Source organism: Enterobacter cloacae complex sp. ECNIH7 (assembly GCF_002208095.1).
GTDB classification, from domain to species: domain Bacteria; phylum Pseudomonadota; class Gammaproteobacteria; order Enterobacterales; family Enterobacteriaceae; genus Enterobacter; species Enterobacter cloacae_M.
Genome location: NZ_CP017990.1, coordinates 1154133 through 1175836 on the forward strand (window position 1 = coordinate 1154133; position 21704 = coordinate 1175836).

At 57.6% G+C, this 21704-nt stretch carries 22 protein-coding genes and 1 other RNA gene; 16 read left to right on the forward strand and 7 right to left on the reverse strand.

Annotated elements, in window-relative coordinates:
* The first annotated feature begins 11 nt into the window (after positions 1-11).
* On the forward strand, positions 12-830 hold the full coding sequence (cof, locus tag WM95_RS05570) for an HMP-PP phosphatase (RefSeq protein WP_045400687.1): 819 nt from the start codon (positions 12-14) through the stop codon (positions 828-830).
* A gap of 40 nt (positions 831-870) precedes the next feature.
* On the opposite strand, the gene WM95_RS05575 is transcribed toward cof, so the two are convergent.
* Positions 871-1920 carry a PLP-dependent cysteine synthase family protein gene (locus tag WM95_RS05575; RefSeq protein ID WP_023310580.1) on the reverse strand — a complete coding sequence of 350 codons (1050 nt, stop codon included), beginning with the start codon at positions 1918-1920 and terminating at the stop codon, positions 871-873.
* Between the two features lie 112 nt (positions 1921-2032).
* Between WM95_RS05575 and WM95_RS05580 the strand changes: the two genes are divergently transcribed.
* From WM95_RS05580 to amtB, 5 genes are all read left to right on the forward strand, one after another.
* Positions 2033-2491: an Lrp/AsnC family transcriptional regulator gene (locus WM95_RS05580; RefSeq protein WP_023310581.1), complete on the forward strand. Its 459-nt coding sequence runs from the start codon at positions 2033-2035 to the stop codon at positions 2489-2491.
* A gap of 30 nt (positions 2492-2521) precedes the next feature.
* On the forward strand, positions 2522-4294 hold the full coding sequence (locus WM95_RS05585) for a SmdA family multidrug ABC transporter permease/ATP-binding protein (RefSeq protein ID WP_063409823.1): 1773 nt from the start codon (positions 2522-2524) through the stop codon (positions 4292-4294).
* On the forward strand, positions 4287-6068 hold the full coding sequence (locus WM95_RS05590; protein WP_039263947.1) for a SmdB family multidrug efflux ABC transporter permease/ATP-binding protein: 1782 nt from the start codon (positions 4287-4289) through the stop codon (positions 6066-6068). The genes WM95_RS05585 and WM95_RS05590 overlap by 8 nt, the downstream gene beginning before the upstream one ends.
* A gap of 220 nt (positions 6069-6288) precedes the next feature.
* Positions 6289-6627, forward strand: coding sequence for a P-II family nitrogen regulator (gene glnK / locus WM95_RS05595; RefSeq protein WP_008503304.1), 339 nt, complete (start codon positions 6289-6291; stop codon positions 6625-6627).
* Positions 6628-6662: 35 nt separating this feature from the next.
* A complete protein-coding gene (gene amtB / locus WM95_RS05600; protein ID WP_023310584.1) occupies positions 6663-7952 on the forward strand; it encodes an ammonium transporter AmtB in 1290 nt (429 codons plus the stop codon).
* Positions 7953-8047: 95 nt separating this feature from the next.
* Here the strand turns inward: amtB and tesB are convergent, their stop codons facing one another.
* Positions 8048-8908 carry an acyl-CoA thioesterase II gene (tesB, locus tag WM95_RS05605; protein WP_023310585.1) on the reverse strand — a complete coding sequence of 287 codons (861 nt, stop codon included), beginning with the start codon at positions 8906-8908 and terminating at the stop codon, positions 8048-8050.
* A gap of 200 nt (positions 8909-9108) precedes the next feature.
* Between tesB and WM95_RS05610 the strand changes: the two genes are divergently transcribed.
* Complete coding sequence (locus WM95_RS05610) at positions 9109-9636, forward strand: YbaY family lipoprotein (RefSeq protein WP_008503301.1); 528 nt, start codon at positions 9109-9111, stop codon at positions 9634-9636.
* 33 nt (positions 9637-9669) lie between these two features.
* Here WM95_RS05610 and WM95_RS05615 read toward each other — a convergent pair whose 3' ends face one another.
* Complete coding sequence (locus tag WM95_RS05615; RefSeq protein WP_029741631.1) at positions 9670-9981, reverse strand: MGMT family protein; 312 nt, start codon at positions 9979-9981, stop codon at positions 9670-9672.
* Between the two features lie 170 nt (positions 9982-10151).
* Here WM95_RS05615 and ffs point away from each other — a divergent pair.
* The 3 genes from ffs (at position 10152) to WM95_RS05630 (ending at position 10972) form a co-directional block, all read left to right on the forward strand.
* Positions 10152-10248, forward strand: an RNA gene (gene ffs / locus WM95_RS05620) — signal recognition particle sRNA small type.
* A gap of 260 nt (positions 10249-10508) precedes the next feature.
* On the forward strand, positions 10509-10760 hold the full coding sequence (locus WM95_RS05625; RefSeq protein WP_023310587.1) for a hypothetical protein: 252 nt from the start codon (positions 10509-10511) through the stop codon (positions 10758-10760).
* Positions 10757-10972, forward strand: coding sequence for a hypothetical protein (locus WM95_RS05630; RefSeq protein ID WP_045356427.1), 216 nt, complete (start codon positions 10757-10759; stop codon positions 10970-10972). Before WM95_RS05625 ends, WM95_RS05630 begins: the two co-directional genes overlap by 4 nt.
* An 81-nt stretch (positions 10973-11053) precedes the next feature.
* Here the strand turns inward: WM95_RS05630 and yczR are convergent, their stop codons facing one another.
* Positions 11054-12475 (reverse strand): MocR-like transcription factor YczR, encoded by a 1422-nt coding sequence (gene yczR / locus WM95_RS05635; protein WP_063409824.1) that lies wholly within the window; start codon positions 12473-12475, stop codon positions 11054-11056.
* A gap of 86 nt (positions 12476-12561) precedes the next feature.
* On the opposite strand from yczR, the gene yczE reads away from it, so the two are divergent.
* The 3 genes from yczE (at position 12562) to WM95_RS05650 (ending at position 17513) form a co-directional block, all read left to right on the forward strand.
* Positions 12562-13173, forward strand: coding sequence for a membrane protein YczE (gene yczE / locus WM95_RS05640; RefSeq protein ID WP_063409825.1), 612 nt, complete (start codon positions 12562-12564; stop codon positions 13171-13173).
* 77 nt (positions 13174-13250) lie between these two features.
* Positions 13251-14321, forward strand: coding sequence for a LacI family DNA-binding transcriptional regulator (locus WM95_RS05645; protein ID WP_063409826.1), 1071 nt, complete (start codon positions 13251-13253; stop codon positions 14319-14321).
* A 102-nt stretch (positions 14322-14423) separates the two neighbouring features.
* Positions 14424-17513 carry a beta-galactosidase gene (locus tag WM95_RS05650; protein WP_088544661.1) on the forward strand — a complete coding sequence of 1030 codons (3090 nt, stop codon included), beginning with the start codon at positions 14424-14426 and terminating at the stop codon, positions 17511-17513.
* Positions 17514-17552: 39 nt separating this feature from the next.
* On the opposite strand, the gene WM95_RS05655 is transcribed toward WM95_RS05650, so the two are convergent.
* A complete protein-coding gene (locus tag WM95_RS05655) occupies positions 17553-18401 on the reverse strand; it encodes a nickel/cobalt efflux protein RcnA (RefSeq protein ID WP_063409381.1) in 849 nt (282 codons plus the stop codon).
* Positions 18402-18535: 134 nt separating this feature from the next.
* Here WM95_RS05655 and WM95_RS05660 point away from each other — a divergent pair, with 134 nt between their 5' ends.
* Positions 18536-18808 carry a metal-sensing transcriptional repressor gene (locus WM95_RS05660; protein WP_023310594.1) on the forward strand — a complete coding sequence of 91 codons (273 nt, stop codon included), beginning with the start codon at positions 18536-18538 and terminating at the stop codon, positions 18806-18808.
* On the opposite strand, the gene WM95_RS05665 is transcribed toward WM95_RS05660, so the two are convergent.
* Positions 18801-20366 carry an EAL domain-containing protein gene (locus WM95_RS05665; protein WP_063409380.1) on the reverse strand — a complete coding sequence of 522 codons (1566 nt, stop codon included), beginning with the start codon at positions 20364-20366 and terminating at the stop codon, positions 18801-18803. The two genes, WM95_RS05660 and WM95_RS05665, sit on opposite strands and share 8 nt — an antisense overlap.
* Before the next feature lie 219 nt (positions 20367-20585).
* Here WM95_RS05665 and WM95_RS05670 point away from each other — a divergent pair, with 219 nt between their 5' ends.
* Both WM95_RS05670 and ykgO read left to right on the forward strand, forming a co-directional pair.
* The gene (locus WM95_RS05670) at positions 20586-20846 is read left to right on the forward strand and encodes a type B 50S ribosomal protein L31 (protein WP_010428154.1); all 261 of its coding nucleotides are present in this window, start codon (positions 20586-20588) and stop codon (positions 20844-20846) included.
* A 2-nt stretch (positions 20847-20848) separates the two neighbouring features.
* Positions 20849-20989, forward strand: a complete 141-nt coding sequence (gene ykgO, locus WM95_RS05675; protein ID WP_003859006.1) for a type B 50S ribosomal protein L36 — start codon at positions 20849-20851, stop codon at positions 20987-20989.
* Here ykgO and WM95_RS05680 read toward each other — a convergent pair.
* Positions 20986-21696 carry a GNAT family N-acetyltransferase gene (locus tag WM95_RS05680; RefSeq protein WP_023310596.1) on the reverse strand — a complete coding sequence of 237 codons (711 nt, stop codon included), beginning with the start codon at positions 21694-21696 and terminating at the stop codon, positions 20986-20988. The two genes, ykgO and WM95_RS05680, sit on opposite strands and share 4 nt — an antisense overlap.
* Between the last annotated feature and the right edge of the window lie 8 nt (positions 21697-21704).

The window sequence follows — 21704 nt, forward strand, 5'->3', positions numbered from 1 at the left end:
CGGGAGTAATCATGGCTCGGCTCGCTGCATTTGATATGGACGGTACGCTGTTAATGCCGGATCACCGTTTAGGGGAAAAAACCCTGAACACGCTGAAGCGCCTGCGCGAGCGTGATGTCACCCTGACGTTTGCCACCGGGCGTCATGTGCTGGAGATGCGCCATTTGCTGGGCGCGTTTTCCCTCGACGCTTTTCTGATCACCGGCAACGGGACGCGAATTCACTCCGTAGAAGGGGATGTGCTGCACCGGCAGGATCTCAACCCGGAAGTCGCGGATATCGTGCTGCACAGCACCTGGGACACGCAGGCCAGCGTCCACGTCTTTAACGATCGCGGCTGGTTTACCGGAAGCGAAATCCCGGAATTATTGCACGCGCATGTTTACAGCGGCTTTAAATACCAGCTCATCGATCTGCGTCGGATCCCCGCCCATGCGGTAACCAAGATCTGTTTCTGCGGCGATCATGACGATCTGTGCCGCTTACGGATTCAGCTGAATGAGGCGCTGGGCGATCGGGCGCACCTGACCTTCTCGGCGGTGGATTGTCTGGAAGTGCTGCCGGTGGGCTGTAACAAAGGCTCCGCTCTGGCGGTGCTGAGCGACCACCTTGGCTTAACGCTGCAGGAGTGTATGGCGTTTGGTGACGCGATGAACGACCGCGAAATGCTCGGTAGCGTAGGTCGCGGTCTGATCATGGGGAATGCGATGGCGCAGCTGAAAGCAGAACTTCCCCATCTGCCGGTTATTGGCCACTGCCGCAATGAAGCAGTGTCCCATTTTTTGACGCATTGGCTGGACAACAACAATCTCCCGTATTCCCCCGAATAGTGAGACCCTCCCAGCAAGCCAGACTTCGGTCTGGCTTTTTTTATTTCACCAGGTCTGCAATCTGCGCTTTCCACGGGGCGATATCGCCGATGTTGGCCTGCACCCACTCTGCGTTGTAGTAGGTCTCGAGATAACGCTCGCCGCTGTCGCACAACAGCGTGACGATGGAACCGGTGCGGCCCTCTTCGCGCATACGTGCGGCAAGCTGCAGTGCGCCCCACATATTGGTGCCCGTCGATGCGCCCACTTTGCGGCCCAGCTGCGTTTCCAGCCAGTGCGCCGTTGCCACGCTCGCGGCATCCGGCACGCGCATCATCTCATCCACGACGTCGGGGATGAAAGAGGGCTCGACGCGCGGACGGCCAATGCCTTCAATTTTGCTGCCTACCGGGCTGCGCAGGCCAGCATCGCGGTTTTGCCAGTAGTCGAGGAACACGGAGTTCTGCGGGTCAACCACCATCAGCTGGGTATCGTAGCCCTGACAGCGGATGTAGCGTCCGATCGTGGCTGACGTGCCGCCGGTACCGGCGCTCATGACAATGTAGGACGGAACCGGATGCGGTTCGTGGGTCATCTGGCGGAAGATACTGTCGGCAATGTTGTTATTCCCGCGCCAGTCCGTCGCGCGCTCGGCGAAGGTGAACTGGTCCATATAGTGGCCGTTCAGCTCGCGGGCCAGCATTTCGGAGGCGGCGTAGATTTCGCAGGCGCTTTCCACAAAGTGGCAGCGTCCGCCGTAAAATTCGATCTGTTCGATTTTGCGTTTTGCGGTGCAGGACGGCATCACCGCGATAAACGGCAGGCCCAGCAGGCGGGCGAAATAGGCTTCGGACACCGCCGTTGAACCGGACGAAGATTCAATAATAGTGGTGCCTTCTTTAATCCAGCCGTTACATAAACCGTATAAAAACAGCGAGCGCGCCAGGCGATGCTTCAGGCTGCCGGTGGGATGAGTGCTTTCATCTTTCAGATAGAGCTGAATGCCGTCAAATCCCGGCAGGGAAAGGCGAATCAGGTGCGTATCCGCCGAGCGCTGATAGTCGGCATTGATTTCGCTGATCGCATGTTTAACCCAGGTGCTATTCATCATCGTTATCCGTTTGTCATTTTGTGCCTAGGATAGCGAAAAGCACAGAAAAAATTGTTGCTATCTGGCCTTTAAAATAGAATGAAGAGAGAAAAATTTTCTCTGTGAGGTGGGTATGCTAGATAAAATTGACCGCAAGCTCCTTTCATTGCTGCAAAATGACTGTACCCTCTCTTTGCAGGCGCTGGCAGATGCCGTTAATCTGACCACCACTCCGTGCTGGAAGCGCCTTAAGAAGCTGGAAGATGACGGCATTCTTCTGGGGCGCGTCGCGTTGTTAGATCCCGAAAAGCTGGGGCTTGGGTTGACGGCATTTGTGCTGATAAAAACCCAGCATCACAGCAGCGAGTGGTATTGCCGCTTCGTTACTCAGGTGTCTGAGATGCCCGAGGTGCTCGGTTTCTGGCGTATGGCCGGAGAGTATGATTACCTGATGCGCGTCCAGGTGGCCGACATGAAGCGCTATGATGATTTCTACAAGCGGCTGGTGAACAGCGTACCGGGTTTGTCGGACGTCACCTCAAGCTTCGCCATGGAACAGATTAAATACACCACAGCATTACCCATTGAATAACTTCGTAAAATACCTTCAGGAACAAACCGCGTGCGATTATTTGCCCAATTAAGCTGGTACTTTCGTCGGGAGTGGCAACGCTACCTCGGTGCAGTCGCCCTGCTTATTATTATTGCCATCCTGCAGCTGATCCCGCCGAAAGTGGTGGGATACGTCGTGGATGGCGTCACCGAACAGCATTACACCACCGCACGGGTGTTGATGTGGGTCGGCACGCTGGTGCTGACGGCGGTCATTGTTTATCTGCTGCGCTACGTCTGGCGCGTGCTGCTGTTTGGTGCGTCCTATCAGCTGGCCGTTGAGCTGCGTGAAGATTTTTACCGCCAGCTGAGCCGACAGCATCCCGAATTTTATCTGCGTCATCGCACCGGGGATCTCATCGCCCGCGCGACGAACGACGTCGATCGCGTGGTCTTTGCCGCCGGGGAAGGGGTGCTGACGCTGGTGGACTCGCTGGTGATGGGCTGCGCGGTGCTGATCGTGATGTCCACGCAGATCAGCTGGCAGCTGACCCTTCTCGCCCTGCTGCCGATGCCGATCATGGCGCTGGCGATCAATCGCTATGGCGAACAGCTGCACGAGCGCTTCAAGCTGGCGCAGGCGGCGTTTTCATCTCTGAACGATCGCACCCAGGAGAGCATGACCAGCATCCGCATGATCAAAGCGTTTGGCCTGGAAGACCGGCAGTCGGCGCTGTTTGCCGCCGATGCGGCAGACACGGGGGCGAAAAACATGCGCGTCGCGCGTATCGACGCCCGTTTTGACCCGACGATTTATATCGCAATCGGCATGGCAAATATGCTGGCCATTGGCGGCGGAAGCTGGATGGTGGTGCAGGGCACGCTTACCCTGGGGCAATTGACCAGCTTTGCGATGTATCTGGGTCTCATGATCTGGCCGATGCTGGCGCTGGCCTGGATGTTTAACATCGTGGAGCGCGGCAGCGCCGCCTACAGCCGCATTCGCGCCATGCTGGCCGAAGCGCCGGTGGTCATCGACGGTAGCGAAGCCCTACCGGAAGGGCGCGGCGTCATGACAGTCGACGTCCGCAAGTTTGTCTATCCGCATACGGAGCATCCGGTGCTGGAGAACGTCAGCTTTACCCTACAGCCAGGGCAAATGTTGGGCATCTGCGGCCCGACGGGATCCGGCAAAAGTACCGTGCTCTCTCTGCTTCAGCGCCACTTTGACGTCACCGAGGGCGATATCCGCTTCCACGATATTCCCCTGACCAGACTGCTGCTGGACGAGTGGCGCGGTCGCCTGGCGGTCGTCAGCCAGACGCCGTTTTTATTTTCGGACACCGTGGCGAACAACATCGCCCTTGGCCGCCCTGGGGCGACGCAGGAAGAGATTGAACACGTGGCGCGTCTGGCCAGCGTTCATGATGATATTTTGCGTCTGCCGCAGGGGTACGAGACGGAAGTCGGGGAACGCGGCGTCATGCTGTCCGGCGGGCAAAAACAGCGTATCTCCATTGCCCGCGCGCTGCTGCTGAATGCTGAAATCCTGATTCTGGATGATGCACTTTCCGCCGTGGACGGCCGTACCGAGCATCAAATTCTGCATAACCTGCGCCAGTGGGGCGACGGACGCACGGTCATTATCAGCGCCCACCGTTTGTCTGCGCTAACCGAAGCCAGCGAAATTCTGGTCTTGCAGCACGGGCACATTGCCCAGCGCGGGCAGCATGAAACGCTTGCCGAGCAGCCGGGCTGGTATCGCGATATGTACCGCTATCAACAGCTTGAGGCGGCGCTGGACGATGCGCCGGAAGAAGATGAGGAGGCCGCCAATGCGTAAGCTCGGAACGATGTGGCCGACGCTCAAACGTCTGCTGGCCTACGGCTCGCCGTGGCGTAAACCGCTCTCCGTTGCCGTGCTTTTACTCTGGATTGCGGCGATTGCTGAAGTGAGCGGTCCTTTGCTCATTAGCTACTTCATCGACAATATGGTCGCCAAAAGCTATCTGCCCCTGGGGCTGGTGGCGGGGTTAGGCGTGGCCTACGTTGGCCTTCAGCTGGCGGCGGCAGGGCTGCACTATGCTCAGTCGCTGCTGTTTAACCGTGCTGCCGTGGGCGTTGTTCAGCAACTGCGTACGGATGTGATGGACGCGGCGCTTCGCCAGCCGCTCAGCGAGTTTGATATCCAGCCGGTCGGGCAGGTGATCTCGCGCGTGACCAACGATACCGAGGTGATCCGCGATCTGTACGTCACCGTGGTCGCGACGGTATTACGCAGCGCGGCGCTGATTGGCGCGATGCTGGTGGCGATGTTCAGCCTCGACTGGCGCATGGCGCTGGTGGCGATCACCATCTTCCCGGCGGTGCTGATTGTCATGGTGATTTATCAGCGTTACAGCACGCCGATTGTGCGTCGGGTTCGCGCCTATCTGGCCGACATCAATGATGGCTTCAACGAAGTGATTAACGGCATGAGCGTCATCCAGCAGTTCCGCCAGCAGGCGCGCTTTGGCGAGCGCATGGGCGAAGCCAGCCGTTCACACTATATGGCGCGTATGCAGACGCTGCGCCTGGACGGTTTCCTGCTGCGACCGCTGTTGAGCCTGTTCTCAGCGCTGGTGCTGTGTGGGTTGCTGATGCTCTTTGGCCTGAGCTCAAACGGTACTATTGAGGTGGGCGTGCTGTACGCTTTTATTAGCTATCTGGGACGCCTCAACGAGCCGCTGATAGAGCTCACCACCCAGCAATCGATGCTGCAGCAGGCGGTGGTCGCCGGTGAGCGCGTGTTTGAGCTGATGGACAGGCCGCGCCAGGCCTACGGCAATGACGAGCGTCCTCTGCAAAGCGGGACTATCGCCTTTGATAACGTCTCGTTTGCCTATCGCGAAGACCGGCTGGTGCTGCAGGACATCACGCTTGACGTTCCGTCGCGCGGTTTCGTGGCGCTGGTGGGGCATACCGGCAGCGGTAAGAGCACGCTCGCCAGCCTGTTGATGGGCTATTACCCGGTCACGCACGGCGAAATCCGCCTCGACGGGCGCCCGCTCGCGTCTCTCAGCCACACCGTGTTGCGTAAAGGCGTCGCGATGGTGCAGCAGGATCCGGTCGTGCTGGCCGATACTTTCTACGCGAACGTGACCCTTGGCCGAGACTACTCCCAGGAGCAGGTCTGGGACGTGCTGGAAAAAGTGCAGCTGGCAGAGCTGGCGCGCGGGTTTAGCGATGGGATCAATACCAAACTGGGCGAGCAAGGGAACAATCTCTCCGTCGGGCAAAAGCAACTTCTGGCGCTGGCGCGGGTGCTGATTGAAACCCCGCAGATCCTGATTCTGGATGAAGCCACTGCCAGTATTGACTCCGGCACCGAGCAGGCCATCCAGCAGGCGCTGGCCGCCGTACGCGACCATACGACGCTGGTGGTGATTGCCCACCGTCTTTCCACCATCGTCGATGCCGATACCATTCTGGTGCTGCATCGCGGACAGGCCGTTGAACGCGGTACCCACCGTGAACTGCTGGAAGCAAAAGGGCGCTACTGGCAGATGTACCAGCTGCAGCTGGCGGGCGAAGAGCTGGCGGCCAGCGTGCGCGATGAAGAGTCGCTTAGCGCCTGATGCACCAAAATGAGGCGACGCGCTAACAGTCATTCCTGTTGGTGCAAAACGGAAACGCACCCTGCACCGGCATGGTGCGTTTTTTTTCACCGGTTCGTTAACCAGAACCGTGCAACGCTCGTTATGCCGCTTTTCCCCCTGGTTTTCATTTCTGGCACACCCCTTGCAATACCTTCTGCGTTAGCTGCGGCCATTACCGAATTCTGACTGGAGGGGATCTATGAAGCTGGTTACGGTTGTAATCAAACCATTCAAACTCGAAGACGTGCGTGAAGCGTTGTCTTCAATGGGTATTCAGGGACTGACTGTCACCGAAGTGAAAGGCTTTGGTCGTCAGAAGGGGCATGCCGAGCTTTATCGCGGGGCGGAATACAGCGTTAACTTTCTGCCAAAAGTAAAAATTGATGTCGCGATTGCTGACGATCAGCTTGATGAAGTCATTGATGTCATTAGCAAAGCGGCCTATACCGGAAAAATTGGCGACGGCAAAATTTTCGTTGCCGAACTGCAGCGCGTCATTCGCATCCGTACCGGCGAATCTGACGAAGCGGCTCTGTAAGTAACTCCTGGCACACAGTGATAGGGATCGAGAAAATGAAGATAGCAACACTCAAAACGGGTCTGGGTTCGCTGGCGCTGCTGCCGGGCCTGGCGCTGGCTGCTACCCCAGCGGTGGTCGACAAAGCCGATAACGCCTTTATGATGATCAGCACCGCGCTGGTGCTGTTCATGTCAATTCCGGGCATTGCGCTGTTCTACGGCGGCCTGATCCGTGGCAAAAACGTTCTCTCCATGCTGACGCAGGTTGCCGTGACGTTCGCACTGGTCTGCGTGCTGTGGGTGGTTTACGGTTACTCGCTGGCGTTCGGCACGGGCAACGCGTTCTTTGGTAACTTCGACTGGGTGATGCTGAAAAATATTGAGCTGACCGCGCTGATGGGCAGCTTCTATCAGTACATCCACGTTGCGTTCCAGGGCTCCTTCGCCTGTATTACCGTCGGGCTGATTGTGGGCGCGCTCGCCGAGCGTATTCGTTTCTCTGCCGTGCTGATCTTCGTGGTGGTCTGGATGACGCTATCCTATGTGCCGATTGCGCACATGGTCTGGGGTGGCGGTCTGCTGGCAACGCACGGCGCGCTGGACTTCGCGGGCGGTACCGTTGTACACATCAACGCCGCGGTCGCGGGCCTGGTGGGCGCCTACCTGATTGGCAAACGCGTGGGCTTCGGTAAAGAAGCGTTCAAACCGCACAACCTGCCGATGGTGTTTACCGGTACGGCTATCCTCTACTTTGGCTGGTTTGGCTTCAACGCCGGCTCGGCAAGTGCAGCAAACGAAATCGCCGCGCTGGCCTTCGTGAACACCGTTGTGGCCACGGCCGGTGCAATCCTCTCCTGGGTGTTTGGCGAGTGGGCGGTACGCGGTAAACCGTCTCTGCTGGGTGCCTGTTCGGGTGCCATTGCCGGTCTGGTTGGCATTACGCCAGCGTGTGGTTATGTCGGCGTGGGTGGCGCGCTGCTGGTCGGCCTGGTGTCCGGTCTGGCGGGTCTGTGGGGCGTGACCGCACTGAAACGTGTGCTGCGCGTTGACGACCCATGCGATGTGTTTGGTGTTCACGGCGTGTGCGGTATCGTGGGTTGTATCATGACCGGTATCTTCGCCGCGAAATCGCTCGGTGGCGTGGGCTACGCAGAAGGCGTGACCATGGTTCATCAGGTGCTGGTGCAGCTGGAAAGTATTGCAATCACCGTTGTCTGGTCTGCCGTTGTCGCTTTCATTGGCTATAAGCTGGCGGATATGACGGTGGGTCTGCGCGTACCGGAAGAGCAGGAACGCGAAGGTCTGGACGTCAACAGCCACGGCGAGAATGCGTATAACGCCTGATAAACAGCAAAACGGCAACTTCGGTTGCCGTTTTTAATGTTTATTCCCTCTCCCCATGGGAGAGGGTCAGGGTGAGGACATCAGGCTGTACACAATCACCCGCGATTACGCATTACCCCTTCCTGCACCGTAGACGCGACCAGCACGCCGTCCTGAGTATAAAACTCCCCACGCACAAACCCACGCGCGCTCGACGCTGACGTACTCTCCACGCTGTAAAGCAGCCACTCATTCATGTTGAACGGACGGTGGAACCACATGGAGTGATCGATCGTCGCAACCTGCATCCCTTTTTCCAGGAAACCAACGCCGTGCGGCTGCAGCGCCACCGGCAGGAAGTTGAAATCTGACGCATAGCCCAGCAGATACTGATGCACGCGGAAATCTTCCGGCACGGTCCCGTTAGCCCGGATCCAGACCTGGCGCTTCGGCTCGGCGGTATGGCCTTTCATCGGGTTGTGGAACTCAACCGGGCGGATCTCCAGCGGCTTATCGCAGAGAAACTTCTCTTTGACCTGCGGCGGAAGCAGATGCGCCAGCGCGCGGGCGATATCCGTCTCTGACTTTAAAGAGTCGGGTGACGGAGCCGGGGGCATCACCTTTTGATGTTCGTAGCCGGGTTCCGGCGCCTGGAAAGAGGCGGTCATGTAAAAGATCGGCTTGCCGCTCTGAATGGCCGCTACGCGGCGTGCGCTGAAGCTGTTGCCGTCTCGCAGGACTTCAACGTCATACACAATCGGTTTTGCGCTATCGCCAGGGCGTAAGAAGTAGCTGTGGAATGAATGCACCAGACGGTCTGCCGGGACAGTCTCCTTTGCTGCGTACAGTGCCTGTCCAACGACTTGCCCCCCGAAGACCTGGCGTAAGCCGAGATCTTCGCTCTGTCCGCGAAAGAGTCCTTCCTCAATTTTTTCCAGATTCAGTAATGTCAGCAGATTGTTCAGTGCCTGACTCATAGTTGTCCTCAATAAACGCCGTAGCGAAAGATAGGCAGAGTATAACGCAGAAATGAAAGTGGTCCGATGGGTAGAATAATCTGAATATCGGCACGTTTTCAGGCATAAATCGGTGATCTGTGCCACACTTGGATACGTTATGTGATTGAAACGACATCGGATGGGATCGATCCCGCTGGTGCATTGATAAGGAGACTTCAATGAAACTCGTGCCCATGCTAAGTGGTGTAGCTATTGCGGTGGCGTTGTCCGCCTGTGCCGGTAAGAGTGCCCAGGTGCCGGTACCAGCAGCCGACCCGAACGGGATTAATACCCTTTCACAGCAATCCATTCAGCAGCCTAATGTTTCCGGTACCATCTGGATTAAACAGAAAGTTGCGCTGCCGCCGGATGCGGTATTAACCGTAACGCTGTCTGATGCTTCTCTGGCCGACGCACCGTCGAAAGTGGTGGCCCAGCGTGCCGTTCGTACTGAAGGCAAGCAGGCGCCGTTTAGCTTCGTGTTGCCGTATAACCCGTCGGACGTGCAGCCTAACGCCCGTATCCTGCTGAGCGCAGCGGTAACCATCAACGGCAAGCTGGTGTTTATCACCGATACGGTCCAGGAAGCGATCAACAACGGTGGGACAAAAATCGACCTGAACCTGGTGCCGGTACAGCAGACCGAAGTGCCGGTCGCACCGCAGACCAATCAGCCGTCCCTGCCAACCCCACCGACTCAGATGTAATTTCTGCATTTCCCCTCTCCTCCGGGAGAGGGGTCAATACACCCAGCGAAACTTCTGCAAATCGATCTGACCCGACCCTGACACCTGCACCCCTTCTGAAAGTAACGCCTGACGCTGACGCTGAAGATCCGGCCCGGTGAGCGAAATGGCGCCATGACGATTCACCACCCGATGCCAGGGCAGCGTACTGCCTTCCGGCAGCCGTTTCAGGACGCCGCCAACCTGTCGCGCCGCGCGCGGGGAACCGGCCAGACGCGCGACATCACCATAGGTGGTGACGTAGCCTTCCGGGATTGAGGCCACGATTTGCCATACGCGCTGTGGAAAGGAGTCGTGTTCGTCCATACCTTTACCTGTAGGGAGTGTCTGGAAAGCTATGGTAAACGAAGATCTTCATGATTGCTGCGCCTGTTTGCGCAAGAAACCAGCATCCGGTTTCTGGTCGCTTGCAATTGGGTCTTAGCACAGGGATAATGCGCCAGCGCGTTGGTTATCAACGCTCTCAATGGGGGCTCTGTTGGTTCTCCCGCAACGCTACTCTGTTCACCAGGTCAGGTCCGGAAGGAAGCAGCCAGGGCAGACGACGTGTGTGCCGGGATGTAGCTGGCAGGGCCCCCACCCATTTATGGCCTCATAAGATTCTTCTGCTTCACCTCTCCCTTACATCATTTCTCCACAATAAAACTACGTCTATATTGTGTAATATATATTTCATTGCAATGAAATATTATTGTCATAAACCTGTAATAATAGACTGTCATTTTATAATCGGACGGTTATTTTCTTCCATAACTCAAAAAAATATATATCTGGATAACATTGTTAAGTTCGTGTATTAAATAAAGTACTTATTCCGAAGGGAAGTGACAAACATGGCTACAGCGGTATTAAACGTTAAGATTGATGACGCGCTAAAAGAAAGACTTCGCCACTATGCGGAAGTCAATAACGAGAATTTAAGCGTGACGACAGAGAAACTGCTGCTGCTGGCGTTCGAAGCAGTAGAAGAGGCGGGAGTATCGGAAGAGGATATTGATAATCAGCATACGGAAGAAGAGAGTGTTTCTCCTTTTACTCCTAAAGAAATCAAGGCTCTACGTAAACTTCTGAAGAAGAGAAAATGAAACAACAACTGTCAACCGCCAGTGACTACAACGAGGCCTGCGATATGTTGCGTTCAGGCTACGTGAAGCATGTACGTCTTGGCTGGAATGTTGGAAGCGATGAGTTCTTTCGTATTGCGTCTGACTGGTGTGATACGGGTGCAAAAATAAAGAAAGACGGTGATAACTTCGTTATTTCACTAAAAGGCTTTCCTATTCCACCTCAGCATTAAACCCTGACCAGTGAAAACTGCTGACTGCATATGTTACAGTCAGCAGTTTTTATTTTATGATCTGCTTCAAATATTTTAATATTAGATCACGCTGCGTTTTAACGATGGCACGTTTTTATTCAGGGCGAGCCATAACGGTTTGATCCTCAGTAACGCCTGCTCAAGCTCTGTCGATTCCAGCGAGAAGGGCATACGTAAATAGCGGTCAAACGCCCCTGATAAACCAAATCGCGTCCCGGTTCCCAGGTTAATCCCGATTATTTCTGCCCGTGCGGCAAGCTGTGTCGCCAGCATGCCCGGGAGCTCTATCCAGTAAGAGAGCCCGCCTTCCGCCTCGTGGAATTTCCACTCCGGGAAATGTTCACGCAGCAGCTCACCACAGCGATCGCGCCGTTCTGCCAGCATCTTCCGACGGGCGGGCAGAAACGTCTCGCTGTTGTTAATGAGCCACTGCATTGCCAGCTGTTCCAGCAGCGGCGAGCCTAAATCCAGGGTATCCCGCGTCTGGGCAAGCGTGGCGATGATGCGCGATGAGGCGCGGATCCAGCCGAGACGCAGCCCGCCCCAGAAGCTTTTACCGGCAGAGCCTAAGGTGATGACGGTGGCCTGCGGGTTAAAGGCGGCCAGCGGCGGCGGGGGAGGCGCATCAAACCAGAGATCCACCATCGTTTCATCCACCACCAGCGCCGTGCGGGTTTGGGCTGCAATATCCGTGATGGCCTGACGGGTGGCGATATCCATACAGCGCCCGGTCGGATTATGAAAATCTGGCATCAGGTAGGCCAGGCGCGGCGCCGTCTGGGCAAGCGTTGCGGCAAAGCCATCCGTATCCCAGCCGGTTTCCGGCAGCGACACCCCGACTGGCCGACATTGCGCCCCCTGAATGGCGGCAATCGCCAGCGGATAGGTGGGATGATCGACCACGACGCGGTCCCCCGGCCCGGTCATCATCCGCAGTACCAGCGCAAAGCCGCTGACGGCACCATTGACCACCATCACTTCATCTGCGCGGGTGGGAAGACCCCGCGCGGTGTAGCGCGCAGCGATGGCCTCCCGCAGCGTCGGCAGCCCAAGCTGATCGTAGCCCGTCAGCGAGAGATGCGGGGTAATGGCCGTGAGCGCATGGGTATAAGCCTGATGGATCTCCGGCCCGGCATTCAGGGCGGCAGTGGAGAGATCCAGTGCGGCGCTCGCCGCTGAAAGGGTAGGAACGGCGCGCGTGTCAGGGAGAATGACCCGTGACCCGCTGCCGTGGCGGCTTTCAAGGTACCCTTCTTCACGCAGGTGGGCGAGGGCGCTGCTGACGGTGGTTCGGCTCACGTCCAGCGCGGAGGCCAGCTCACGCTCGCCCGGTAGACGCGTATTCAAAGCCAGACGTCCATCGAGGATTAACAAACGCAGCGCGTCGGCCAGCTGTCGCCAGAGCGGGGTGCGGGATGAGGCTTGCTGCCAGTGGCCTAAAAGGCGTACCAGAGACTGACTTCCGAAACGACGTGATGACATATGCAGTCCACTATTTGAAAACTGGACATTAATCATAGTGCCATTTTAGGTCAGGATGAAAGCCTGGTTCACTGGAGAAGATAAAAATGGTACGTCGTCTGCTACAACTCTATGTCGGTTTAGGACTGTATGGCCTTTCCACCGCGATGTTTATTCGTTCCGATTTGGGTGTCGATCCCTGGGATGTGTTTCACCTCGGGGTGGGGATGCAGCTGGGGATGACTATCGGGACGGTAATCATTGTGACCGGCGCTGCGGTGCTGCTGCTGTGGATCCCGCTGCGCCAGATGCCGGGCCTTGGCACGATCAGCAACGTGATTTGTATCGGTCTGGCGGCGGACGCCAGCATGGCGCTTATCCCGGAACTGGATTCGCTAGCCGTTCGAATCGCTTTCCTGGTGTCGGGCATCGTGATGAACGCGATTGCGACCAGCATGTACATCGGGGCCGGTTTCGGGCCTGGCCCGCGCGACGGCCTGATGACAGGCATTCACGCCCGGCTGGGGTGGTCCATTCGCAGCGTGCGTACCTCAATTGAGGTGTCCGTTCTGCTGATTGGGTGCGTGCTTGGCGGCACGTTTGGGGTGGGAACCGTACTGTATGCCCTGACCATTGGCTCGCTTATCCAGCTCTGTCTGCCCTGGTTCCGCCAGAAGCCACGCATTGCGGAAATACCGCAGCCGGAGCGGGTTGTTTAATTTTGCGAAGCGCTCACATGTTTTAACGGCGTCGCTGTGCCAGAATAGACGCTTCGAAAAGCGCGATGCCAGAAAGCATGAAAGCAATCACTCTCTATGATGTCGCCCTCCTTGCGGGGGTTTCTTATCAGACCGTTTCCCGCGTCATTAACGACGCGGAACATGTGTCTGCCCGCACGCGAGAAAAGGTGCAGCAGGCGATGGCGGAGCTGCACTACGTTCCTAACCTTCGGGCGCAGCAGCTGGCGGGGAAACGCACCCGTACGCTGGGCCTCATCACCACCGACCTGGCCCTGCACGCGCCTTCGCAAATTGTGTCGGCGGTCAAATCGCGTGCGGCGGAACAGGGGGCGAGCGTCCTGATTTCCATGGTGGAGCAACCCCGGCAGTGTCAGGCCGCGCTTCAGACGCTGCTGGCACAGCGGGTGGACGCGCTGCTGGTGAATGTGCCGCTTGACGATCCGCACGCTGAAGAACTCAGGGCGCTGGCGTCACCCGTCCCGGTGCTGTTCCTCGATGTGGCGCCCTCAGCGCGGGTAAACAGCCTCGTGTTTAACGCGGAGCAGGGGGCGCGTCTGGGCGTTGAGCATCTGCTTTCGCTGGGGCACCAGCGCATTGCCCTGCTGAGCGGGCCGGAAAGCTCGGTCTCTGCGCGGGCGCGCCTGGCGGGCTGGAAAGCGACGCTGGCGCAGGCGGGTCTTAACGCGGCGGCTGTGGCCTACGGTGACTGGAGCGCGGCCAGCGGTTATGAGAAGGGACATGTGCTGCTGGCTGCGGCGGCATTACCGGATGCGATTCTGGTGGCGAACGATCAGATGGCGCTCGGGGTGATGCGCGCCTGCGCGGAAAAAGGTATCGCGATCCCTGGCCAGCTTTCGGTTGTTGGGTTTGACGATACGGCCGACAGCGCCTGGTTCTCCCCGCCGCTGACGACCATTCGTCAGGCGTTTCGCGAGGCGGGCGAACGCAGCGTGGAGTGGCTGCTGGCACCTTCCGGGGGCGAAGCGTGCCGGCAGGTTCAGCTGCCGGTGACGCTGGTTACCCGTCATTCCAGCGCGCGGCGCAACCCTAAGCAGGCTGAACGCGAGGATCTGGCGCAGCAGCTCAGAAGCCTTGCACTCCTTGCCGAGCAGATTGCCCGCAAATAAAACTTTGTGATCGGACTCGCTACCCCGCGATTGAACGCTTTACCGTTGCCTGGTACCAGGGCATGTTAACCAAAATTGTGAGCGCTTCGCAAAGAGGTTATTATGTCCACCACTTCACCGCTGACCCTCAGCGCCATTCTGGCCCGTCGGGACTGGGAAAATCCTGGCGTCACCCAGTGGAATCGTCTGGCCGCACACGCGCCGTTGCACAGCTGGCGCAATGAGCCCTCTGCCAGAGAGGACGCTGGATCCGCCAGCAGGCACTCTCTCAACGGGCTATGGCGGTTTAGCTATTTTTCTGCGCCGGAGCGGGTTCCTCAGGAATGGGTGACCGAAGATTGCGCAGATGCCGTTGCGATGCCCGTGCCGTCTAACTGGCAGATGCAGGGGTTCGACACGCCCATCTATACCAATGTCACCTATCCCATTCCCGTTAACCCGCCTTTCGTGCCGCAGGAAAACCCGACCGGTTGTTACTCGCTCACATTTGAGGTGGATAATGCCTGGCTTCAGAGCGGGCAGACCCGCATCATCTTCGACGGCGTGAACTCGGCGTTCCATCTGTGGTGCAACGGTCAGTGGATGGGCTATTCCCAGGACAGCCGATTGCCCGCTGAATTTGACCTCTCGGCGGCATTACGCCCCGGGCAGAACCGCCTGGCGGTCATGGTATTGCGCTGGTGCGACGGCAGCTATCTGGAAGATCAGGACATGTGGCGCATGAGCGGCATCTTCCGCGATGTGACCTTGCTGCATAAACCGGAGACGCAGATTGCCGATTATCACGTGGTGACGGACCTGAATGCGGAGCTGGACCGCGCGGTGCTGAAGGTGGATGTCGCGCTGGCAGGCGCTGGCTTTGCGGACGGCGAGGTGGTCATGACCCTGTGGCGCACGGGTGAAAAATGCGCCAGCGTTTCCCGGCGTCCAGGATCGGCCATCGTCGACGAGCGCGGCAGCTGGGCAGAGCGCTTAACGGCGGCGATCCCCGTTGACCAGCCCGCGCTCTGGAGCGCTGAAACGCCAGAACTGTATCGCCTGACGATTGCGCTTCTTAACCCGCAGGGTGAGGTGCTGGAGGTTGAGGCGTGCGACGTGGGCTTCCGCCGCGTTGAGATTAGCAATGGCCTGCTGAAGCTTAACGGTAAACCGCTGCTGATCCGCGGGGTTAACCGGCACGAACATCACCCGGAAAACGGCCAGGTGATGGACGAAGCGACCATGCGCCGCGATATCGAAATCATGAAGCAGCACAACTTCAACGCCGTGCGCTGCTCGCACTACCCGAACCATCCCATGTGGTACCGGCTTTGCGACCGCTACGGGCTGTACGTCGTTGACGAAGCCAATATCGAAACGCACGGCATGGTGCCGATGAGCCGCCTTGCTGACGATCCGCGCTGGCTGCCCGCCATGAGCGAGCGGGTGACCCGCATGGTGCAGCGCGATCGTAATCATCCTTCGGTTATCATCTGGTCTCTGGGCAATGAGTCGGGCCACGGCGCGAACCACGATGCGCTGTACCGCTGGCTGAAAACCACCGATCCTACGCGCCCGGTGCAGTATGAAGGCGGCGGCGCGAACACGGCGGCGACCGATATTGTCTGTCCGATGTACGCCCGGGTCGATCGGGATCAGCCCTTCCCGGCTGTGCCTAAATGGTCAATCAAGAAATGGATCGGCATGCCGGACGAAACGCGCCCGCTGATCCTCTGTGAATACGCCCACGCGATGGGAAATAGCTTCGGCGGGTTTGCGAAATACTGGGAAGCGTTTCGCAGCCATCCTCGCCTGCAGGGCGGGTTTGTCTGGGACTGGGTCGATCAGGCCCTGACGAAACGGGACGAAAAGGGCGACGCGTTCTGGGCCTACGGCGGAGACTTCGGCGATAAGCCGAACGATCGGCAGTTCTGTCTTAACGGGCTGGTGTTCCCCGATCGCACGCCGCACCCGGCGCTGTACGAGGCGCAGCGCGCGCAGCAGTTCTTTACCTTTACGCGGGTCAGCACCTCTCCGCTGGTGATTGAGGTGCAAAGCGGCTACCTGTTCCGCCACACCGATAACGAAGTGCTGAACTGGACGGTTGCCCGGGACGGGGACGTGCTGGCCGCGGGCGAGGTGACGCTCTCGATGGCGCCTGAAGGCACCCAGCGTCTGGAGATTGACCTGCCGGCGCTGAACGCCGGGCCGGGTGAGATCTGGCTGAACGTTGAGGTACGCCAGCCGCGGGCAACGCCGTGGGCGCCGGCAGACCATCGCTGCGCGTGGGAGCAGTGGCCGCTTCCGGCTCCGCTCTTTATTGCTCCGCCAGTCCCGGCGGGCGAGCCTCCAGTGTTAACGCAAACCGATCGCATCCTGGAGATCGCCCATCGTCAACAGCGCTGGCAGTTCGATCGCGCAACCGGAAACCTGTCCCAGTGGTGGCGAAACGGCGTTGAAACGCTCCTTTCACCTCTGACGGACAACGTCAGCCGCGCGCCGCTGGATAACGACATTGGCGTGAGTGAAGCGACGCAGATCGATCCGAACGCCTGGGTTGAACGCTGGAAAGCGGCGGGCATGTACGATCTCACCCCGCGCGTGCTGCACTGTGAGGCTGAGCAGCACGCAGGCGAGGTGGTGGTCACAACCCAGCACGCGCTTGAGTATCGCGGCAAGGCGCTGTTCCTGAGTCGTAAAGTCTGGCGGGTGGACGATAGGGGCGTTCTGCATGGCGATATTCAGATTGATGTTGCGTCTGATATTCCTGAACCCGCGCGCGTTGGCCTGAGCGTTCATCTTGCCGAAACGCCGGAAAACGTTCACTGGCTGGGTCTGGGGCCGCATGAAAACTACCCGGACAGAAAGCTGGCGGCGCAGCAGGGTCGCTGGACATTACCTCTTGCAGACATGCACACGCCGTATATATTCCCGACGGAAAATGGTTTGCGCTGCGATACCCGGGAGCTTGTGGTGGGAACGCATCAGCTGAACGGCCGGTTCCATTTCTCGGTGAGCCGCTACGGCCAGCAGCAGCTGCGTGAGACCACCCATCATCATCTGCTGCGGGAAGAGCCGGGATGCTGGCTCAACCTCGATGCGTTCCATATGGGCGTGGGCGGCGACGACTCCTGGAGCCCCAGCGTATCGCCGGAATTCATCCTGCAGACACGTCAGCTTCGCTATACCTTCAGCTGGCAGCAGAACCCTTAACTGACCATGAAGATGCGGCCACAGAGCGTGGCCGCAGTCTTACGCCAGAATGCCGCTCAGGCCATGCAGGCTCATGTAAATCCCTACTACGGTAATCAGCGCAGCGGAGATCCACGGCGCTTTACGGGAGAATTCGCTAAACCCGGGCCAGCGTTTGGTCGCGTGCTTGAGGCTTAAGGCGGCAATCGCGCCGGAAGCGACCAGCGTTAACGCCAGACCAATACTGAAGCTGAACACCAGCGTCGCGCCGAGGGCGAAATGCTTCAGCTGCAGGCAGATCAGTAGCACGGTGATGGACGCCGGACAGGGGATAAGCCCGCCGGTCAGGCCAAACATCACGATCTGTCCGGTGGTGACATTTTGACCGCTGAAGCGCCGGTTAATATCCTGCGCGTGAGCGCGCTGGTGGGCGTCCTGCCACTCTTCTTCAACCAGCGAGTGTTCATGGTGAGGATGATGATCATGATGGTGGTCATGGTCATGGTCATGGTTATGGTCATGGTCATGGTGGTGGTGATCATGATCGTGATGATGATGATCGTGCGGCTGGCTTTCTTTCCAGGTTCGCCACGCCATCCACAGGGCGATTGCAACGATCAGCACTCCGGAGAACAGCTGGAACCAGGGTTCGGACGTGTGCGCATCCCAGCCACGACCAAACCATAATCCCGCCATCGCAACGAGCCAGACCACCGCCGTATGGGAGAGCGTGGCCGCCAGGCCGAGCAACACCGCCTGTTTCAGCGTGCCGCGGATGGCAACAATAAAGGCGGCCATCATTGTTTTTGAATGGCCCGGTTCCAGGCCATGTAGCGCACCGAGCAGGATAGCGCTGGGAACAAACAGCCAGGCATTGCCCTGCTGAAGAAGTGAAGCAAAATCGGTCATGGGAAATTCCGGAGTGGAAAGCGTGCGGAGATACTACTCCCCCCCAGTAGCTCAATACTACCCCCCAGTAGAAAAATACTCAGGGGGAGTAGAGCGTGATATGCTTTAAAAGCCAAAAAATAAGGAATACAGAGATGTCACATACCGTTCGCGACAAGAAGATGTTACTGACTCGCCTGAAGAAAATTCAGGGGCAGAGCACCGCGCTGGAAAAAATGCTCAACAGCGATCACGAATGCGCCGAGGTGTTACAGCAGCTGGCGGCGATCCGCGGGGCGGTCAATGGCATGATGATGCAGGTGATCGAAGGGCATTTAACCGATCATGTGGTGAAAGAGCCTGAAGAAGCGCAGCGTGAAGCCGATCTTGGCGTGGTGTTGCGGGTGATGAAATCCTATCTTAAGTAGAATGCATGCCGAGGTTATTTTCCGCCCAAAGAATAAATTCCGTCTTTGGCAGCGCTTTACTGTAAAACCATCCCTGACCGTACTGCACGCCGTGGCGGTGTAGCCAGGCGAGCTGTCCTGCGGTTTCGACGCCCTCCGCTACCATCGCCAGCTTCAGCGACTTCGCTATTTCAATGATGTGCGGCGTCACGTTTTTATACTCCAATGCATCCACGAACGATTTATCAATTTTTAGCGTGTCGACGTCCAGATCCTGCAGATAGCTCAGGCTGGAATAGCCCGTGCCAAAATCATCAATATAGACAGGGTGGCCCGAACGACGGAATGCGGCGATAGCCGGTGCGCTAATTTTGGGATCGGCAAAGCCGCGCTCGGTGAGCTCAAGGGCGATTTGTCGGGGATGGATTTGCCACTTATTCAGGAGCTGACTCAGCAGAGGCGGCAGGATGCCGGAGGTTAAATCGGCAGGGGCGAGGTTAATGGAGATATGCTGATCCGGATAGCGTTGTAGCCAGTGGCCCATATCTTCAAACACCTTTTCGATGACGAGCTGCGTCAGCTGCGAAATAAGCCCCGTTTGCTCGGCAAGGGGGACAAAAATATCCGGCGAGAGGCTACTTCCGTCCGGCTGGGGCCAGCGCGTCAGCGCTTCTGCGCCCACGATTTTTCCGCTACAGAGTGCCACGATGGGCTGATAGTTAACCACAAAATCCCGGCTGTGAATGGCATCCAGCAGGCGATTGCGCGGCGACTGGATACGCCGCAGGATCCGCAGGACAAACAGTGCGGCGAGCAGGCTTATCAACATGCCGAACGGTAACCAGAAAAGAAGCTGCCGGTGCCAGGTTTCAGCGAGCGGTTTGAGCGTTGCCCATGCGACGACGGTAAATCCAAGCTCAGGTACAGACTTCATGACGTACATTGAACCGTTGTACTGCACGCTTTTCACACCCCGCTCCTGAACCATGTCGCGGATGTGAGAATCAAGCTTACTGCTGCTGGCGAATATGCGGTGCGTTGTGCTTCCTACCAGGGCGGCATCAATCGCTATCTCGCCGAAAGGGATCACGTCCACCAGCGAGGCAGGATCGATCATGACAAGGTAGTGGCCTTTTCCCAGCACCGTCATGTAGCGGTTAAACCCAAGATCGTTTTGCGTGGTCAGCCACGCGCTGTAACCATCTTCGGTAATACGCATCGGAGGGGGGAAAGGGGCCGCATGGCTGGTTTGCTCCAGGGAGGAGCAGAGCGGTCGAAGGTTGTCGATATAAATCACTTCCTGGACATATCGCCACGAGAAAGCGACCCGGCGCATTTCCCGCAATTGCAAGGGGCTACACGGCACTCCCTCAAAGGCCTGCAGGTGATCGAGTGCTTCTTTTGCCTGATCCACAACCCTGTCGGTACGTACCAGCACGCGTGAGGCATAGTTATCCAGCGCATCGGCGAATTTATCTTCCGCCTGGCGATGGGCCAGCCAGATGCTCAGGCAGATGGGGACCAGCACAGAAAAGATAAGTACGCCAGTCACCAGACTGACCAGATGTCGGGTTTTCATGCTGTCGTGTCCTTCCTCGTATACCCGTTCCTGGGCATTGAGTTCCCTGCCTGAAGAGAAAGATTTTACCGCGAAATGATATAGTTATAGCACGAGGTTGACATGGTTTTCATTTTATCTCAGGCAAACGAGAAATTATCGTCAGAAGAGAGGGGTTGTTTTTTCAACCTCGCCTGGATATTATTTTGTTATGTTATAACAAAACATAAAGGATTTACGATGAAACCCGATATCCACCCAGCCTATCGCACCGTGGTATTCCACGATACTAGCGCTAATGAATACTTTAAAGTCGGCTCAACCATTAAAACCGACCGCGAAATTGAACTCGACGGTGAAACGTATCCGTACATCACCATCGAGGTTTCTTCAAAATCGCACCCGTTTTATACCGGTAAGCAGAAAACGTTCTCCACGGACGGCAGCGCAGCGCGCTTCCGCAAGCGTTTTGGCGGTTTTCTCAATGCGAAGCGGGGCTAACCATGCAGGTACTTAACTCATTACGCAGTGCAAAGCAGCGTCACCCGGATTGCCAGATAGTCAAACGCAAGGGACGCTTATACGTGATTTGCAAATCTAATCCGCGCTTTAAGGCGGTTCAGGGACGTAAAAAAAGACGCTAAACGCGCGTTTCTCGCCAGCTTTCCAGGGATCTTTTCTGTTTGCCATCGGCAGTAAAATTGTCGGTGGCAAGCCAGCTTTCAAAGGCGTTAGCCAGCGCTGGCCACTCTTTGTCGAGAATCGAAAACCAGTCGGTATCCCGGTTACGGCCTTTTATGACCAGCGCCTGACGAAAGCGCCCCTCAAACTGAAAGCCCAGACGCAGCGCCGCTTTGCGGGAAGGCTCGTTCAGGCTATTGCACTTCCACTCATAGCGCCGGTACCCCAGGGTATCGAACACGTACCGCATCAGCAGATACTGCGCTTCTGTCGACCCTGGCGTGCGGCTTAACAGAGGAGAGAAGTGAACGTGCCCCACTTCCACGACCCCGTTTTTAGGATCGATCCGCATCAGGGAAAGCGTACCGACAGGAGACTGGGTCCGGTTATCCATAACGGTAAAGTGGATGGGATCGGATAACTCACTTACGCTCGCCACCCATTCGGCAAACTCCTCTGCGGTGGCATCGGGTTCACGCAGCAGCCACGTCCAGCTGCGGGTATCTTCGGCCAGGGAATAGGCGGAGAACAACGCGTGGGCATGCTCCACGCGCAGCGGCTCAAGCCGACAATAGTGACCCTGAAGGACCACCCGGGACGGGTGCTGACGAGGCTGCCAGTCGATAAGGGCTTCACCTACGGGCTGCCCAAACGCATTGAATGTATTCATCTTTATTT